Origin of the sequence: Rhodococcus sp. WY5 (genome assembly GCF_018588185.1) — a bacterium.
In the GTDB taxonomy this organism is placed as follows: Bacteria; Actinomycetota; Actinomycetes; order Mycobacteriales; family Mycobacteriaceae; genus Rhodococcus_F; species Rhodococcus_F qingshengii.
Window position 1 is genome coordinate 2,761,252 of the sequence record NZ_JAAMPR010000001.1, and the last position, 17,005, is coordinate 2,778,256.

16 protein-coding genes are annotated in these 17,005 nt (G+C 62.5%); 12 read left to right on the forward strand and 4 right to left on the reverse strand.

Annotated elements, in window-relative coordinates:
- Positions 1-201 precede the first annotated feature (201 nt).
- Positions 202-1,581 (forward strand): LLM class flavin-dependent oxidoreductase, encoded by a 1,380-nt coding sequence (locus G4D79_RS12955; RefSeq protein ID WP_180279637.1) that lies wholly within the window; start codon positions 202-204, stop codon positions 1,579-1,581.
- Between the two features lie 155 nt (positions 1,582-1,736).
- Here G4D79_RS12955 and G4D79_RS34510 read toward each other — a convergent pair whose 3' ends face one another.
- On the reverse strand, positions 1,737-1,835 hold the full coding sequence (locus tag G4D79_RS34510; protein ID WP_228401232.1) for a winged helix-turn-helix transcriptional regulator: 99 nt from the start codon (positions 1,833-1,835) through the stop codon (positions 1,737-1,739).
- Positions 1,836-2,094: 259 nt separating this feature from the next.
- Between G4D79_RS34510 and G4D79_RS12965 the strand changes: the two genes are divergently transcribed.
- Positions 2,095-2,895, forward strand: a complete 801-nt coding sequence (locus tag G4D79_RS12965) for a crotonase/enoyl-CoA hydratase family protein (RefSeq protein ID WP_099698278.1) — start codon at positions 2,095-2,097, stop codon at positions 2,893-2,895.
- Positions 2,896-2,941: 46 nt separating this feature from the next.
- Here the strand turns inward: G4D79_RS12965 and G4D79_RS12970 are convergent, their stop codons facing one another.
- Complete coding sequence (locus G4D79_RS12970; RefSeq protein WP_099698277.1) at positions 2,942-4,243, reverse strand: MFS transporter; 1,302 nt, start codon at positions 4,241-4,243, stop codon at positions 2,942-2,944.
- Positions 4,244-4,510: 267 nt separating this feature from the next.
- Positions 4,511-5,698, reverse strand: a complete 1,188-nt coding sequence (locus G4D79_RS12975; RefSeq protein ID WP_003946405.1) for an ROK family transcriptional regulator — start codon at positions 5,696-5,698, stop codon at positions 4,511-4,513.
- Between the two features lie 194 nt (positions 5,699-5,892).
- On the opposite strand from G4D79_RS12975, the gene G4D79_RS12980 reads away from it, so the two are divergent.
- The 3 genes from G4D79_RS12980 to xylB all read left to right on the forward strand — a co-directional run bounded on the left by G4D79_RS12980 (position 5,893) and on the right by xylB (position 7,932).
- Positions 5,893-6,123 carry a DUF3263 domain-containing protein gene (locus G4D79_RS12980; RefSeq protein WP_020970382.1) on the forward strand — a complete coding sequence of 77 codons (231 nt, stop codon included), beginning with the start codon at positions 5,893-5,895 and terminating at the stop codon, positions 6,121-6,123.
- Positions 6,124-6,192: 69 nt separating this feature from the next.
- Positions 6,193-6,510 (forward strand): WhiB family transcriptional regulator, encoded by a 318-nt coding sequence (locus tag G4D79_RS12985; RefSeq protein WP_003946343.1) that lies wholly within the window; start codon positions 6,193-6,195, stop codon positions 6,508-6,510.
- Between the two features lie 24 nt (positions 6,511-6,534).
- Positions 6,535-7,932, forward strand: a complete 1,398-nt coding sequence (xylB, locus tag G4D79_RS12990) for a xylulokinase (RefSeq protein WP_007727678.1) — start codon at positions 6,535-6,537, stop codon at positions 7,930-7,932.
- A 7-nt stretch (positions 7,933-7,939) separates the two neighbouring features.
- Here xylB and G4D79_RS12995 read toward each other — a convergent pair whose 3' ends face one another.
- Complete coding sequence (locus G4D79_RS12995; protein ID WP_065455332.1) at positions 7,940-8,656, reverse strand: HAD family hydrolase; 717 nt, start codon at positions 8,654-8,656, stop codon at positions 7,940-7,942.
- Between the two features lie 142 nt (positions 8,657-8,798).
- On the opposite strand from G4D79_RS12995, the gene cycA reads away from it, so the two are divergent.
- The 7 genes from cycA to G4D79_RS13030 all read left to right on the forward strand — a co-directional run bounded on the left by cycA (position 8,799) and on the right by G4D79_RS13030 (position 17,005).
- Entirely contained in the window at positions 8,799-10,262 is a 1,464-nt protein-coding gene (gene cycA, locus G4D79_RS13000; RefSeq protein ID WP_030534902.1) for a D-serine/D-alanine/glycine transporter, read from the forward strand.
- A gap of 122 nt (positions 10,263-10,384) precedes the next feature.
- Positions 10,385-11,155 carry a M23 family metallopeptidase gene (locus tag G4D79_RS13005; protein WP_003946431.1) on the forward strand — a complete coding sequence of 257 codons (771 nt, stop codon included), beginning with the start codon at positions 10,385-10,387 and terminating at the stop codon, positions 11,153-11,155.
- Positions 11,156-11,280: 125 nt separating this feature from the next.
- A complete protein-coding gene (locus G4D79_RS13010; RefSeq protein WP_050654664.1) occupies positions 11,281-12,786 on the forward strand; it encodes a glutamate-cysteine ligase family protein in 1,506 nt (501 codons plus the stop codon).
- A 141-nt stretch (positions 12,787-12,927) separates the two neighbouring features.
- Positions 12,928-13,821, forward strand: coding sequence for a universal stress protein (locus G4D79_RS13015; RefSeq protein ID WP_007727672.1), 894 nt, complete (start codon positions 12,928-12,930; stop codon positions 13,819-13,821).
- A gap of 176 nt (positions 13,822-13,997) precedes the next feature.
- Positions 13,998-15,038: an LLM class F420-dependent oxidoreductase gene (locus G4D79_RS13020; protein WP_007727670.1), complete on the forward strand. Its 1,041-nt coding sequence runs from the start codon at positions 13,998-14,000 to the stop codon at positions 15,036-15,038.
- A 358-nt stretch (positions 15,039-15,396) separates the two neighbouring features.
- Positions 15,397-16,290 (forward strand): universal stress protein, encoded by an 894-nt coding sequence (locus G4D79_RS13025; RefSeq protein ID WP_003946389.1) that lies wholly within the window; start codon positions 15,397-15,399, stop codon positions 16,288-16,290.
- Between the two features lie 76 nt (positions 16,291-16,366).
- The gene (locus G4D79_RS13030) at positions 16,367-17,005 is read left to right on the forward strand and encodes a response regulator transcription factor (RefSeq protein WP_003946380.1); all 639 of its coding nucleotides are present in this window, start codon (positions 16,367-16,369) and stop codon (positions 17,003-17,005) included.

Genomic DNA, 17,005 nt, shown 5'->3' on the forward strand with positions numbered 1-17,005 from the left:
GGTTTTCGCTTCTCGATACTGCTGTTGCGTCCGCTCGACCTGTCGGCACGAAGCCTCGGGCGTCACAGCTGCGCTAGTCAGTGTAGCGGCCCGCCGACGAGGTCGCGAAGTCGACGGTATCGCCGGGTGCAAGCAGGAGCCGTACCGATCGCACTGATCGCAATGGTGTTCACCGCGGAGCAGGCACGGCATCGTGCGGGAATGACCCGCAGAATCCGCTTCAACGCCTTTGCCATGAACTGCGTCGCCCACCAATCGCCAGGTCTGTGGCGCCACCCGGAGGACCAGTCGTCCAGGTACACGGATCTGACGTACTGGACGGAGTTGGCGAAGCTCCTCGAGCGTGGACGATTCGACGGGCTGTTCCTGGCCGACGTGTTGGGAACGTACGACGTGTACGGCGGCAATCACGACGCAGCGCTGCGGCAGGGCGCGCAGGTGCCGGTCTCGGACCCGCTACTGCTGGCGTCGGCGATGGCTGCCGTGACCGAGCACTTGGGCTTCGGGATCACCGCGGGTACAGCTTTCGAGCATCCTTACCCGTTCGCTCGGCGATTGAGCACCCTCGACCACCTGACGAACGGGCGAATCGGGTGGAACGTGGTCACCGGATACCTCCCCTCGGCCGCACGGAACATGGGCGAGGACGACCAACTCCAGCACGACGATCGCTACGACCACGCGGACGAGTACCTCGAAGTTCTCTACAAGTTGTGGGAAACGTCGTGGGAAGACGACGCGGTGGTGCGTGACAGAACCACCGGGGTCTACACGGACCCCGCCAAGGTTCATCCGATCGAGCACGAAGGCAAGCACTTCACGGTTCCGGGCATCCACATCTCCGAACCTTCTCCGCAGCGGACGCCGGTCATCTTCCAGGCCGGCGCGTCGCCTCGTGGGGTGCGGTTCGCCGCCGAGAATGCCGAAGCAATTTTTGTCGGTGCACCGACAAAGGCGATTCTCAAAGACACCGTTGCCCGAATCCGAAACGAACTGACGAAGGTCGGGCGAGATCCGTACTCGGCCCGCATCTACACACTGTTGACGATCATCACCGACCGAACCCCTGAGTTGGCCCAGGCGAAGCTCGAGGACTACCGCAGCTACGCGAGTAGTGAAGGCGCGCTCGTTTTCACCTCGGGGTGGATGGGAATCGACCTCTCCGGATACCGAGCGGACGAATCGATCGGGAACGTCGAGAGCAATGCCATTCAATCCGCGGTCGCATCGTTTCGTCAGGCCGACGAGAAAGGTGGCGAATGGACGGTGGGGGACATCGCGGAGTGGGCGGGCATCGGCGGGCTCGGCCCGATCGTTGTCGGTTCCGGCGCGGAGGTCGCCGACGAATTGCAGGAGTGGGTGTCCGAGACCGACGTCGACGGTTTCAATCTCGCGTACGCGGTGACTCCCGGAACCTTCGAAGACATTGTGGAGCATGTGATTCCGGAGCTGGCCAAACGAGGTGCCTACCAGAGCGACTACGACGAGGGAACGCTGCGCAACAAACTGTTCGGGCGAGGGGACAGGCTGCCGCTCGAACACCGAGGCCGGAGCTTCGACCGGATCCGCACTGCCGGCTGAGCGGGGACCTCAGGACCAGCCGGACCCGGGTACGTGAACCGAGGTGGTGAGGTCGACGGCCTCGATGTCCGAAGACCTCGGTTCGTTTCCGAAGGTGCTGTGCCGTAGTGGTGGTAGCGGTGCGGTTTATTGGGCGCACACCGCTTCTCCCGCGATTACATGGTGATGAGGACGGGCCAGATTGACTGCCCTTTGCAAGTGACCGAGTACTCGTGTCTCGGTGGGTTCTGTTCATATTCACGAGGCTCGCGCATTTCCGTCGGCCGTCAGGATTGCCAACCGTGCGGACAACACGGAGTTGGAGATTTCCCCCGCGCCAGCCAGACGTTGTAGCGCCGCGACCCTAACTAGGCGAACGGGCGTGGACACCGTTGTGGCCGTGCCTTCATCCACTGATTCGGATCCTGCCGGCAAAGTGACCATGGAACTTCTTGCCGAGATGGCATGACGAATCCCCGGGGAACTTACTCTCAGGTAAGTTCGTCGGGGATATGTCGAATCGGAGGAGTTGCCGTGAGTGATCGTGTTCGTGTCGAGGTAGTGCAGTCGGTGGCGTACGTGACGCTGAACCGACCGGAGAAACTCAACGGTCTCGATCTGGACATGCTCGACGCGCTGGTGAATGCCGCTCGAACGATCGAAACCGATCGTTCGATCCGGGGCGTGATTCTTCAAGGCGCGGGTGACGCGTTCTCGGCCGGGTTGGACTTCGCCTCTGCGGGTAAGCAACCGAGGCGCATGGCGAAGGCCTTCGCGAAATTTCCCGGTCAGAAGACCAACCTCTTCCAACGCGCGTGCTGGGTGTGGCGCGAATTGCCCGTGCCGGTCATCGCGGTCGTTCACGGGCACTGCTTCGGCGGGGGACTGCAATTGGCGCTCGCCGCAGACTTTCGATTCACCACCCCCGATTGCACGTTCTCGGTGATGGAGGCGAAGTGGGGATTGATCCCCGACATGACCGGAACGGTCACGATGCGCGAACTCGCGGCAATGGACGTCGTGAAACGCCTCGCCATCACTGCTGAACTGTTCGACGGAAATCAGGCTCTCGAGTGGGGGTTCGTGAGCGGAGTCAGCGACAATCCGATCAAGCCGGCACAGGAACTGCTGTCGCAGATCGCGGTTCGCTCGCCGGACGCCGTCGCAGCGACGAAGACGTTGCTGCACAAGACCTGGAACCGCTCGCCTCGCGGCGCGTTCTGGATCGAATCGCGGATCCAACTGGCGCTGATGCGAGGCAAGAACCACAAGATCGTGCGTACAGCGAATGCTGCGAAGAAGTTGCCGGAGTTCGCCTTTCGAAAGTTCGGCTGACAAACTCCGGCATCGCGACGCCGTTGGGCGTCCACATTCAGGTCGATCACACCATCAGGTCTCGTCCTGATCGATCCTTGATGAGCATCGTGGCGACGAACGAGACCGCCGCCAGCAGGGCGAGGTAGATCGAGATGGCAAGGGTGCCACCGGTCTTGCCGAGGAGCCACTGTGCGACGGTGGGAGCAAAGGCGCCGCCGAAGATGGTGCCTACCGCGTAGGAGATCGACGCACCGCTGTAACGGATCGAAGCCGGGAACAGTTCGGCGAACAACGCGGGTTGAGGTCCGTACGACAGCCCGAGTCCGACCGAGAACAGGATCATCGCCACGTAGATCCAGCCGAGATTCCCGGTGTCGACGAGGAGGAAGAACGGCACCGCGAAGAGGACCATTGCGAGGTTGCCCACGTTCATCACCGTGGTGCGGCCGCGTCGATCCGACCAGTAGGCGCCGATCATGGTGAAAACGCCCCACGTGACGGCACTTGCGAGCGTGGCAATCAGTAGTTCGGTCTTACCCAGGCCATAGGTCTTGGTTGCGTACGCGACGATGAATCCGCCGATCACCATGTAGCCGTTGCCGTTTGTGCCGATGAAGGACAGCGCCGCGAGTACGACCTGCTTCGGGTGTTTCTTGAACAGAGTTCGGATAGGCGTGTTGCTCTCGGTGCGGCGTTCCTTGAGTTCGGCGAATACGGGTGACTCGCTGACCTTGCTTCGAATGTAGAAGCCGACGCCGATCAACACGACGCTGAGCAGGAACGGCACTCGCCATCCCCAGGTGGTGAACTGTTCGTCCGTGAGGGTGAATGTGCACAGTGCCAAAACGCCGGTGGCGAGCAACATTCCGAGCGGTACTCCCATCTGTACGAACGCTCCGAAGAACCCTCGACGCTTGGTGGGTGCGTGTTCGACGGCAAGAAGAGCGGCCCCGCCCCATTCGCCGCCCGTCGAGAATCCTTGGACGACGCGAAGCAGGATCAACAGGATCGGTGCCCAGATTCCGATCGAGGCATACGTCGGCAGCACGCCGATGAGAACCGTCGCGGCACCCATCATCGCCAACGTCGCGACCAGGACACGTTTGCGGCCGAGCCTGTCGCCGAGATAGCCGGCCACGATGGCACCGAGAGGACGGAAGACAAAGCTGATGCCGACCGTGACGTAGGAGACGATCTGGCCGGCCGAGCCCATCGGCTTGAAGAACAGGTCGGCAAAGATCAGGGCTGCAGCTTGGGCGTAGATGAAGAAGTCGTACCACTCGACGGTGGTGCCGACCATCGACGCCATCGCGGCGCGGTCGTATTCCTTCGCGGCGGGCTTGGTGCCAGTTCTGGTTGTGGTCATCGAGCTACTTTCTGCCAGTCACGTGGTTCACCGACACGGTGAAACTGCGAAGTCGGAACAGGGGAGAAACGCTGTTCGATCTGCGACGTTGCCGGTGTGCTCGGTGCATGCTTTTGGCTGACTCGGAGCGTTCCTGCGCGATCTCATCGTCGATATCGGCAACCGAATGATCGGTAGGTAATGAATTATGCAGAAGTGTGAGCGTCAACACAAGCGATGCCGGAAAAGTCTGATTGTTTGATGCGGAGCGTGCGAGAAGTCAGCGACTCACGTGTGGAGTGACGCCGCGATCCGCAGATCGATTTCCCTGGCGCTGAGCAGATGGTCGAGGACGAGAACCGCACAACCGAGGATGCCGGATTGTGCGCCGTGGCTGACCGAAGCGATCTGAAGCTTTCGGGTGGCAAGCGCCGTTGCGTTGCCGTAGACGGACTCCCGAAGCCCGGCGAGGAAGAGTTCGTCCGCCTCGGCCATGTCGCCGCCGATTATCAGGACCTCGGGATTGAGGAGATTGACCGCGCCGGAAATGACGTCGCCGATCAGTCGGCCGCTGCTTCTGATGAGCCGGCGGGCTTCGCTGTCGCCGTCCAGGGCGAGGCGGACGACATCACGCACGTGACCGACGCTTCGGCCCTGATCTCGGAGGGCGTGCACGAGAGCCCAACCGCTGGCGACAGTTTCGACGCAGCCGACGTCGCCGCAGCGACACTTCATGCCCCGCGCTGCAGCGGTTTTGGTATGCCCGATCTCGCCGGACGCTCCGAGTGAACCGCGTTGGAGGACTCCGCCCATGACGATTCCTGCGCCGAGGCCGGTTGACGCCTTGATCATCAGGAGGTTGGGCGCACTCTCGCGTCGCTCGCTCAATTCGGCCAGAGCCATCACGTTGGCATCGTTGTCCGCGAACAGCGGAGCCGTGGTCACCGATGCCAGATAGGGGGCAAGCGCGACTCCGTCCCACCCCGCCATCATCGGAGAGTCGAGGCTTGCTCCCGCGGCGACGTCGACCGTTCCGGGAATGCTCAGTCCGATTCCGATGACCTCGGTAGACGCGCGGTGGACCTGGGCCAGTAGTGACGAAAGATGCTCGGCAATTTCGGGCATCAGTTCGTCGGGGCCGACCCCGACCGACTTGTCGATGTCTTCTGCCGCGAGGATCGTGCCCGCCAGGTCGGTGACGGCAAGTTGTGCCCGCGATCGACCGATTGCCACGACGAGAACCACGCCGGACGAGTTCGCGAACGTGAGAGTGGACGGCGGCCGGCCGCCCGTCGACGGGCCCTCGTCGTCATCGGCGATCAAACCAAGCGATTGAAGTGCTGCAACCCTGGCCGATACCGCCGTCCTGGACAGGCCGGTGAGCTTCCCGATCTCGCTGCGCGTGGTCGCGGAACCGCTGCGTATCAGCGTGAATACCTCTCCCGCGGTGGCCGGAGTCGTGGACGGTCGGGTCATTGTCCTATTCAAGCATTCCTCGTCGGTAACTTCAGCGTGCGAAAGTTCGCATACTTTGTCCATAAAAAGACGTAAGTAGGTCTTGTGAAAAAGCAGAAGTAGGCATAGTCTGTGTCTTGACTCACTGCCACGGGCGTCCGAGGAGACGAGTCGCAGTTTCTGTGAAGCAGGGCGCACAAACAGGGGAGAACCTGATGAGCCGCACCGATACACAAGAGATCGTCGAGTTCGCACGTAAGTGGCAGCAGTTCGACGGTGGACCTGACGAAGAGATCTTTGTAACCTTCGGCCTCGCCCCGGACGAGTATTTCCGCAGGCTGCAGGCAATTCTCGACGACGGCGTCGTAGCGCTGACTCCGCCGGTCACCGGCGAACTCGCAACGGTCTGTGCACATCGACTCGGCCAATCGGCCAGGCGTCGATAACTCCGACCCGGCGTAAGCCCCGAGTCACCCGAATCCGTGTCACCCGAGTAAGGAATTGAGGTCGCCATCATGCACAAGCACCTTCCGATGCCGTACCCGACCGCCGAAGTGTGGGACTGGCAGCTGCAGGGAGCGTGCCGCGGGCACGATTCCGCGGTGTACTTCCATCCGGACGGCGAGCGTGGACACGCCCGCGAGAACCGTGAACGCAACGCCAAGAAGGTCTGCGCGACGTGCCCTGTACTCCAGCAGTGCCGCGAACACGCACTCTCCGTCCACGAGCCGTACGGCATCTGGGGTGGAATGACGGAGACCGAGCGCGCAGAATATGTGCGATCGCTGCGTAAGCGCAGCAACCGGATGCCCGCGGTCGCCAACGCGAGCTGACGGTCCTTCGGAAAGGACGCCAGTGTGGCCCTCGTAGCCGGTATCGATTCGTCTACCCAGTCGTGCAAAGTCATTGTCCGTGATGCCGATTCGGGAGAGCTGGTACGAGAAGGGCGGGCGGCGCATCCCGTCGGTACCGAGATAGATCCGGCATGCTGGCTCGAGGCGATGGACAGTGCAATCGCCGCAGCGGGTGGGCTCGGCGACGTCGCAGCCGTATCGGTCGGAGCTCAACAGCACGGCATGGTGTGTCTGGACAGTGGCGGCGAGGTCGTCAGACCGGCGTTGCTGTGGAACGACACTCGCTCGGCGAAGGCTGCGACCGATCTGGTCGAAGAGCTCGGCGGACCCAAGGCGTGGGCCGACGCAGTTGGTGTAGTTCCGGTCGCCGCGGTCACGGCAAGCAAGCTTCGATGGCTGGCAGATCACGAACCCGGCAATGCCGATCGCACTGCCGCGGTGTGTCTTCCGCATGACTGGTTGTCCTGGAAGTTGGGTGGGTCCGGCTCGATCGAGGAGCTTGTTACCGACGCGGGCGACGCCAGTGGAACCGGCTATTATGCTGCCTCGACGCGCGAATATCGTAAAGATTTGCTGGCGTTGGCATTTCGCGGTCGAACCCCGCATGTTCCCCGAGTTGCATCGCCGAACGAAAAGATCGGAAGTACACGTTCCGGAGGTATTGTCGGGCCTGGCACCGGTGACAATGCCGCAGCCGCACTGGGTTTGGGGGCAGTTCCCGGTGACGTGATCATCTCGATCGGAACATCCGGCGTCGTCTCGGCTGTATCGGCCACCCCCACGCATGATCCCGGCGGGAACGTGGCAGGATTCGCGGACGCAACCGGCCTGCACTTGCCGCTGGTGTGCACTCTCAACGGCGCGCGCATTCTTGATGCGACGGCGTCCATTCTCGGTGTCGATCACGCCGAACTGTCGCGGTTGGCGTCGACGGCGCCCCTCGGAAACGACGGGCTGGTCATGATTCCGTACTTCGAGGGTGAACGGACGCCCAACCGCCCTGACGCCACGGGGGCCATGCACGGATTCCGGCTGCAGAACTCGACGCCTGCGCACTTTGCACGAGCCGCAATCGAAGGGCTCCTGTGCGGCTTGGCCGACGGCGTCGACGACCTGGTTCGTCAAGGCGTCGAGGTGAAGCGAGTTCTCCTCGTGGGAGGCGGAGCGAAGTCGCGCGCTCTCTGTGAGATCGCGCCGGCAATTCTCGGAGTGCCGGTCGTGATCCCTGCTCCGGGTGAGTACGTCGCCGAAGGGGCATGCAGGCAAGCAGCATGGGCACTGTCCGGGGACACGCAGCCGCCGGTGTGGCCGAAACCGGAAGAGCGACGATTCGACGCCGAACCAGCTCCCCACGTGCGCGAGCGCTACGCGTCGTTGCGCGAACTCACCGAAGGTGTCTGAGCGCTCCCTACAGAAGCCCGAACTTCCGCACTGCGTCGAGTAGCGCGTGCGGGCGTTCGGTCGTCGGCAGGGGATCGACGAGTGCGAACTGGCAACCGACGTCACGAGCAGCGCCGTCGGCGATGTCGCTGTCACCGACCATCAGAGTCTGCGCCGCATCCACATCGAGTTGTGCGAGGGCGTACTCGAAGATCGCCGGTTCGGGCTTGACTGCACCCACCTCGAACGAGAGAACGAACTCGTCGACCCAGACGTCCCAGCCGCGGTCGGCGAACGCCGGACGGATGTCGAAGGCGATGTTGCTCAAGACGGCAGTGCGTATGCCCCTCTCCGACAGTGACTTCAGGACCTCGCCGGTATCCGGGTACGGCGACCACTGATCCGGATCGACCAGCAGGGCGTAGAAAGCTTCGGCCCGAACCGGATCGGGCACCCCGGACTTACTCAACACGTCGAGGTAAGCCTGACGATGCAACTTCGGATCCCGGTCGCGGTTCTCCCACGCGTAGATCCCCGCTTCGTCCATCTCCACGGTTCTGCCCACCGGCGCGGTCATCCGACGCATCAGCTCGGCTTGAGCGTGCACGTCGAGCGGATCGCCTTGGTGATCGACGAGGTGCTCGGTCCAATCGTCGCTCTCCTCCAAACGGAAGAGGGTTCCGGAGAAATCGAACAGCGTCGCGGCGATATGTCCGTCTTGATGGGCCGTGCTGTCAGTGTTCACCTCGACAGGTTATCGGCGTCCGCTTTCCGATGCGTGATGTGAGCCAGTGCACGCGTACTTTGAGAGAGCACATTTTCCGAGGTTCCCCCGACGGGCACGATTTCGATGCCCCGGATGAACCGTATGACGAGGGGGATCCTCCGTGTCCGACCACGCGAATACACCAGACCTGACGAAGCCGTCCGGCGAAGACCCCCACCTCTCACGTCAGCTGTCCAACCGGCATATCCAGCTGATCGCCATCGGTGGTGCCATCGGCACCGGACTGTTCATGGGATCGGGCAAGACGATCTCGCTCGCCGGGCCCTCCGTGATCTTCGTGTACATGATCATCGGATTCATGCTCTTCTTCGTCATGCGGGCGATGGGGGAGCTGCTGCTCTCGAACATGGCGTACAAGTCGTTCTCCGACTTCGCCGCGGATCTGCTGGGCCCCTGGGCGGGATTCTTCACCGGCTGGACCTACTGGTTCTGCTGGATCGTCACCGGCATCGCGGACGTCATCGCGATTTCCGGGTACTTCAAGTACTGGTGGCCAGGGCTCGCGGCGTGGATTCCTGCTTTGCTGACGATCGCGGCGCTGCTGCTCCTCAATCTCCCGACCGTTCGCGCCTTCGGTGAAACCGAGTTCTGGTTCGCGCTGATCAAGATCATCGCCATCGTCAGCCTGATCGTCGTCGGCATCGTCATGGTCGTCTCCGGGTTCACGGCGCCGAACGGTGCCACCTCCGGTATCGACAACCTCTGGAACGACGGCGGGATGTTCCCGACCGGATTCATGGGCTTCGTCGCCGGCTTCCAGATCGCCGTGTTCGCCTTCGTGGGTATCGAGCTCGTCGGTACGACGGCAGCCGAGGCGAAGGACCCGGAGAAGAACCTGCCGAAGGCCATCAACTCCATCCCCATTCGTGTCCTGCTGTTCTACGTCGTTGCACTGACCGTGATCATCGCGGTGACTCCGTGGCGTGAAATCAGCGCAGACAAGAGTCCGTTCGTCGCCATGTTCACACTCGCCGGCCTCGGCATCGCTGCTTCTGTCATCAACTTCGTCGTGCTGACCTCCGCTGCATCTTCGGCCAACTCGGGTATCTACTCCACCTCGCGCATGGTGTTCGGCCTTGCGCAGGAGGGCGACGCACCGAGGGCCCTCGGCAAGCTGAACTCACGCAAGGTCCCCGCGAACGCCCTGATGTTCTCGTGCATCTTCCTGCTGGCGTCGTTGATCCTGCTGTTCTCGGGCGATTCCGTGATCGAGGCCTTCACCGTCGTCACGACCATTTCGGCGCTGCTGTTCATGTTCGTGTGGACGATCATCCTGGCGAGCTACATGGTGTACCGGAAGCGTCGTCCGCACCTGCACGAGGCGTCGAAGTTCAAGATGCCCGGCGGCATCGTGATGTGCTGGGTCGTGCTCGCGTTCTTCGTCTTCATTCTCTGGGCACTGACAACCAAGGACGACACCCTGCAGGCACTTCTCGTCACGCCGATCTGGTTCGTGGTTCTGGGCATCGCGTGGGCGATCATCCGGCGTCGACCCGCTCACCGGGCACGATACGACGCATTCAAGTCAGAACTGGACGCCAGCCGACAGAACGGCGAGAAATAGTTTTGGTCAAGATCGGGTAACGGTGGCGGCCGCCTTGATCAAACTGTTACATTCTTCGGCAGACAGAGGAGCGGGCTTCATCAGAAGGACGCTGCACGCCGACGACTGACGGAGTACACACTGTGGGAAACCACCACCGCACGGGCAATGACGATGTTGTCTTCGAGATCGATCCCGAGGCAGCAAGCGGCCGCCACCGCACCCCGTCGGCTGGCCCTGGTGCCGGTGTCAAGGCAGGTGTCGTAGCTGCGGCTACCGGTGCACTCCTCGTCGGTGCAGGCCAGATGGGCGCAGGAACCGCTGCTGCGGCGCCGGCAACACAGACCATCGCCGGCATCGAAATCCCGCAGGGTCTGCTCCCCGAGGGCGTTGTCGTTCCGGCTGAATTGGCGGCACTTCCGGCTCTCGACATCCCCGAGCTTCCCGATTTTGCTGCCGACCTCAACACGCAGGCACAGCAGTTCCTCGCTGGGATCAACCCCGGCACCTCAGCTCGTACCGTGCAGCCGGTGTCCGGAACGCTTACCTCAACCTTCGGTTCGCGCTGGGGAGCACACCACGGTGGCCTCGACATCGCGGCTCCGATCGGTACGCCGATTCTGGCTGCAGCCGACGGCCAGGTCATCGACGCCGGCCCGGCGTCAGGTTTCGGCCTCTGGGTCCGCGTCCAGCACGACGACGGCACGGTCACCACGTACGGCCACGTCAACGACTACCAGGTCAACGTCGGCCAGCGCGTCAACGCCGGCCAGCAGATCGCCACCGTGGGTAACCGTGGCCAGTCCACCGGCCCGCACCTGCACTTCGAGGTTGCCGAGAACGGCGCAAAGGTCGATCCCGCAGCGTGGCTGCAGGCTCGCGGCGTAGCTGTCACCTGGGTCGACAACTCGTAGAAGAAACTTTCGGAGAACTGCGGTGGCGTCGGGAAATTCTTCCCGGTGCCACCGCAGTTCTCGTTTGTCGGTGACACCGGACGGATAGCCTTCAGTGACGTTGATCGTCGAAGGGGGAATGCGCAATGGGTGCAGAGGTCACGGCGCGAGAATTCACCAGAGCCGACCGTAGGCTCTTTCGTAAGAAGGTGCGCTCGTGCGTCGACGCCATGAAGCAGATGCTCGACGGTGGTGACTTCCGAGACGCCGTCGACAAGCCCGCTCCGCTGTTGGGCATGGAGATCGAGTTCAACCTCGTGACCGGCGACATGACGCCCGCGATGTCCAACCGTGAAGTACTCGAATCCATCGACGACTCTGCGGTTTTCCAAACCGAGCTCGGACAGTTCAACGTCGAGATGAACGTCGAGCCCGGCCCACTCACCGGTGATGCGACTTTCGAATTGGAGAAGAAACTGCGGGCGTCCCTCGACGTCGCAGACGCGCGAATCCACGCGCACGACGCCGAGATGGTGATGATCGGGATGCTGCCGACACTGCAGCTCGAGCATCTCGATCGTGAGTGGATCACCGCCAACCCGCGCTACGAATTGCTCAACGAGCAAATTTTTGCCGCGCGAGGAGAGGACATCGAACTCGACGTCGAAGGTGTCGCGCTACCCGGTGGCGACGTGGAAATCCTTCGGGCCGACACCAATTCGGTGGTGCCGGAGGCGGCTTGTACGTCCATGCAGTTGCACCTGCGCGTCGCGCCGGAAGAATTCGCAGCGCACTGGAATGCCGCGCAGTGTCTGGCCGGAGTACAGGTGGCGCTTGCGGCCAATTCTCCTTTCCTGGCAGGGAAGGCGCTTTGGCACGAATCACGCATTCCGATCTTCGAACAGGCAACGGACACCCGAACTTTCGAGCTCAAGAACCAAGGTGTGCGACCGCGAGTGTGGTTCGGTGAGCGGTGGATCCATTCGGTTCTCGACCTGTTCGAGGAGAATTCACGGTACTTCCCGGCGCTGCTCCCTGATGTCTCGGACACCGATCCGCTGGAAGTGCTCGCGGCGGGCGGGGTTCCGGAGTTGAGCGAGCTTCAGATGCACAACGGCACGGTCTATCGCTGGAATCGGCCTGTCTACGACTGCTCGGATGGCAAGCCGCACTTGCGTATCGAGAATCGGGTGCTGCCGGCCGGGCCGACCGTCGTCGACATCATGGCCAATGCGGCCTTCTACTACGGAACCGTTCGCGCATTGGTGAACGCGGAGCGGCCACTGTGGTCGCACATGTCGTTCCATGCGGCAGAAGAGAACCTGCACATCGGCGCCAAGTACGGACTCGACGCCACCCTGTACTGGCCGGAGATCGGTTGGGTCGGTGCCGACGAGTTGGTCCTGCGAAGGCTGCTGCCGTTGGCGGACGAGGGTTTGGCCGACTTCGGATTGTCCGCCGCGGCCCGCGATCGGTACCTCGGCGTGATCGAAGGGCGGTGCATGAATCGGCAGACCGGTGCCGCCTGGCAACGCGAGCAAGTGGCGCACGCGGAGGCCTCGGGCGCGGACCGCTCGACTGCGCTCACCGGAATGCTCCGCGGTTACGTGGAGAACATGCGGACGGGAGATCCTGTTCACACCTGGTCCTGATTGCTCTGCTAATTCTCCTATCCGTCAACAGTTTCGGGGACCTAAGTCCCCGAAATGAAGAGGGGGCGACCCCAAAAAAGCCGGACAAGTGGGATGGTTAGAGTGAAAGTGGCTCGGTTACTTCTTTAGGAAGGTGGGCACATGAGTTCACGCGAACATAACAGTGTTGTTGTCGGAGTCGAGGGTTCGGACACTGCGTCCACAGCGCTCCGCGAGGCCGCGAAAATCGCCGCCCAGCGCGAATTGCGACTCGACATCATCCACGCTCTCGACTTCGCGCCTTACGGTTTCGGCGGACCGTACGTCGACGCGGGTGGGGTGTACGAATGGGTCGAAGAGGCCGGAAAAGCGATCTTGGCGGAGGCGGAACAGTTCGCCCGTGAGATCGATCCGAAACTCGAAGTTCACACCGAAATCGCCATCGGCAGCGCAACTCAGTGGCTGATCGAGAGTTCGGCACAAGCCAGGCGGGTAGTCGTCGGAGCGTCGGCCTCAGGCAAGGCGGCGACAGCAGTCCTCGGCAATACCGCGGTCGGTGTGGCCAGTCACGGCAAGTGTCCGGTCATCGTCGTTCGGGACCGCGATGGTGCGGTGCCCTCGGAAGGACCCGTAGTGGTCGGCGTCGACGGCAGCGCGTTGAGCGCCCAGGCCGTCGGTGCGGCTTTCGAGGAAGCGTCGTTCCGCGGAGTCGAGTTGGTGGCGTTGCACGTGTGGAGTGACCTCGGCAGTGCGGCATTCGAAGACCCGAGGGCCGCTGCGCTTGCCCCGCAGTCTCTCGAAGAGGAAGAGCACGCGGTACTCAGCGAGAGCTTGGCCGGATGGTCCGAGCAATACCCGGACGTGAAGGTCCGGCGCGAGGTATACCTCGACAACCCACGCGGACGGCTGTTGGACTGGTCGGCAAAAGCGCAGCTCGTCGTAGTCGGAAGCCGTGGTCGCGGTGGATTCCGCGGCATGTTGCTCGGCTCGACCAGCAACACCCTGATCGCTTCGGCCAAGTGCCCCGTCATGGTGGTTCGCCCCGAAGAATCCTGACCTTCGACAGGCTCTCCCACTACCCCGTTCATTTCGGTCATCGAATATGAACGGGGTAGTCACATGAATGCGGACTCAGGTTCCGTAGTGTTCGATGTGAGTAAGTGTTCGATGGGAGTACCACTGCTCGTGTGCGCGTCGCACACGGCAGCAATCGTCAGGATTGGGGTTACAACGTGCGTATCGGTATGGGTTTGAACTACAGCGGCGGGTTCGCCGAAACCGTCGAAGAGGTCGGTGACCTGGAGAAGGCGGGCCTCGACATCGCCTTCGTCCCGGAGGCGTATTCCTTCGACGCCGTCAGCCAGCTCGGTTACCTGGCGGCCAAGACGTCGACCATCGAACTCGCTTCGGGAATCTTTCAGATCTACACCCGTACCCCTTCGTTGACCGCCATGACGGCGGCGGGCCTGGACTTCGTCTCCAACGGTCGCTTCGTGATGGGACTGGGCGCTTCCGGACCGCAGGTGATCGAGGGGTTCCACGGCGTCAAGTACGACGCTCCGCTGGGACGCACACGTGAGGTCGTCGAGATCTGCCGTCAGGTATGGCGCCGCGAGAAGGTCGAGTACCAGGGCAAGTACTACCAGGTTCCCCTCCCCGCCGAGAAGGGCACCGGACTCGGAAAGCCGCTCAAGCTGATCAATCATCCTGTGCGTGAGCGCATCCCGATCCTGATCGCTTCGCTCGGACCCAAGAACGTCGAGCTGACGGCGGAAATCGCCGAAGGCTGGGAACCTATTTTCTTCCATCCGGAGAAGGCAGCAAGCGTGTGGGGTGAGCCGATCGCCAAGGGCAAGGCCAAGCGCGATCCGAGCCTCGGTGAGCTTCAGGTGTACGCGTCGCCGGCACTGGCCATCGGTGACGACGTCGACCACATGCTCGACTGGGTACGCCCGAGCCTTGCGCTCTACATCGGTGGCATGGGCGCCAAGGGCAAGAACTTCTACAACGATCTCGCGGTGCGCTACGGCTACGAAGAGGCCGCCGAGAAGATCCAGGATCTCTACCTCGCGGGCAAGAAGGACGAAGCCGCCGCAGCAGTGCCGGACGAACTGGTTCGCGCCGTGTCGTTGATCGGTCCCGAGAGCTACGTCAAGGAACGCGTCGCAGCCTTCGCCGAAGCCGGTGTCACGACGCTCAACGTCACGCCGTTGGCGGCCGACCGCAACGGCCGAGTGCAGCTGATCGAGAAGTTCCGCAAGATTTGTGACTGACCCTGCTGTGCGCCTTTATTAACCGCCGGCGGTTAACAAAGGCGCACAGCAGAGCGGGTGGTTCAGGATCTCCTGCGTACGAAACCCGATTTTGGGCGCTTGTTGACAGGACTTTTTTCACTTCTGACCGGTCGGGTTCTTCACCTAACGTGGATCGAGTAGCCAGGGTTTGCGTGCGAATCCGGCACCGGTGGCCTCGTTGACGCCCGAAAGGGATGTTGGCGGGGCCGTTGCCGCAGTCCACCCGAACACCCAATGTCCGATTCGGGACTCGCGTCGGCTGATGAATCCTTTTTGCCGTCATTGGGCAATAGTGTGAGGGCGAAGAGATTCTGTGGTCGATTGTGGAGGGACGAACATGAGTGCAACCAAACCCGTCGTCGTAGCGGTAGACGGTTCGGAATCGGCGTCGTCGGCTGTCGTCTGGGCGGCGAGGACCGCGGTGGCGCTCGGTCGACCGCTCCACATCGCGACGGTGGTGCACATCCCAGCCTTCTACTACTCCGAGCCTTACCTCGCCGAGAGCTTCAAGGACGAACTGCGGCGCACTGCCACCGCTCGTCTGGACAGCGCACAGATTCTCGCGCGGCAAAGCATCGACGACGACCTCGAGATCGTCACCGAACTACTCGACGGCAGCGTCTCCGATCGCCTGATCGAATTGTCCAAGGGCGCGTACATCATTGCGCTCGGCCCTCGCGGGCACGGCGAATTCACCGGATTGGTCGTCGGTTCTGCGACGGTCTCGGTTGTCTCGCACGGCGAATCTCCGGTTGCAGTTGTCCGAGGACGGACGCTCGACGGTCGGCCGCCGACCGAGGGCCCCGTCGTCGTCGGTGTCGATGGATCCGAAAGCAGCATCGAGGCAGTCGAGCACGCTTTCGAGCAGGCCTCCGCGCGGGGCGCCACCTTGATTGCCGTCAACGTGTGGAGCGACGTGAGTGTGCAGCCCTCGTTGGGCGCCACCCCCGACGACCCACTGTGGAGCAGCATCCAGACGGGTGAGGAAGTTGTCCTCGCCGAGCAATTGGCCGGATTCACCGAGCGTTACCCGGACGTCGTCGTCGAAAGAGTCGTCGCGCGTGACCGGCCGGTCCGAGTCCTGAGCGAATACGCGGAGACGGCGCAGTTGATAGTCGTCGGCAGTCGCGGGCGCGGCGGATTCGCAGGAATGCTCCTCGGATCGACCAGTCGGGCGCTCCTGCACACCGCGGATTGCCCGGTTCTCATCGTCCGGCACGTCAACAAGTGAAGAGAATGCATTCCATGAGTTCTGAGTCCACCGTCTCCGGTACCGTTCGACGTGAGATGTCTTTTGGAGGGGTTCGATGACAACGCGGATATTCCTGGTCGACGATCACGAGATCGTCAGACGCGGATTGTTCGACCTACTCGGTGGGGTCGAGGACTTCGTGGTGGTGGGCGAGGCGGCGTCCGTGGGGGAAGCGCTGGCTGCGGTACCGCAGAGCAACGCCGACGTCGCTGTTCTGGACGTACGCCTGCCTGACGGCAACGGCGTCGAACTGTGCCGAGAACTCCGCTCGATGCTTCCCGACCTCCGCTGCCTGATGCTCACGTCGTACGCCGACGACGAGGCGTTGCTCGACGCGATCATGGCGGGCGCCTCGGGATTCGTCCTCAAGCAGATTCTCGGAACCGATCTGGTCGCTGCAGTCCGCACAGTCGGGCGCGGCGGTTCACTGCTCGACAGTCGTGCAACCGAGGCGCTGATGCAGCGGATCCGCAGCGACCGTACAGCTGATCCGTTGGCCGAACTTTCCGATCAGGAGCGAGCAGTCTTCGACCTCATCGGAGAGGGGCTCACCAACCGGGAGATCGGCGCGCGATTGTTCCTCGCGGAGAAGACGGTCAAGAACTACGTGACGCGTCTGCTCTCGAAGCTGGGCATGCAGCGTCGTACTCAGGCTGCGGTGCTGGCGACCGAAATCCGTAGCGGCAGTCGCTAG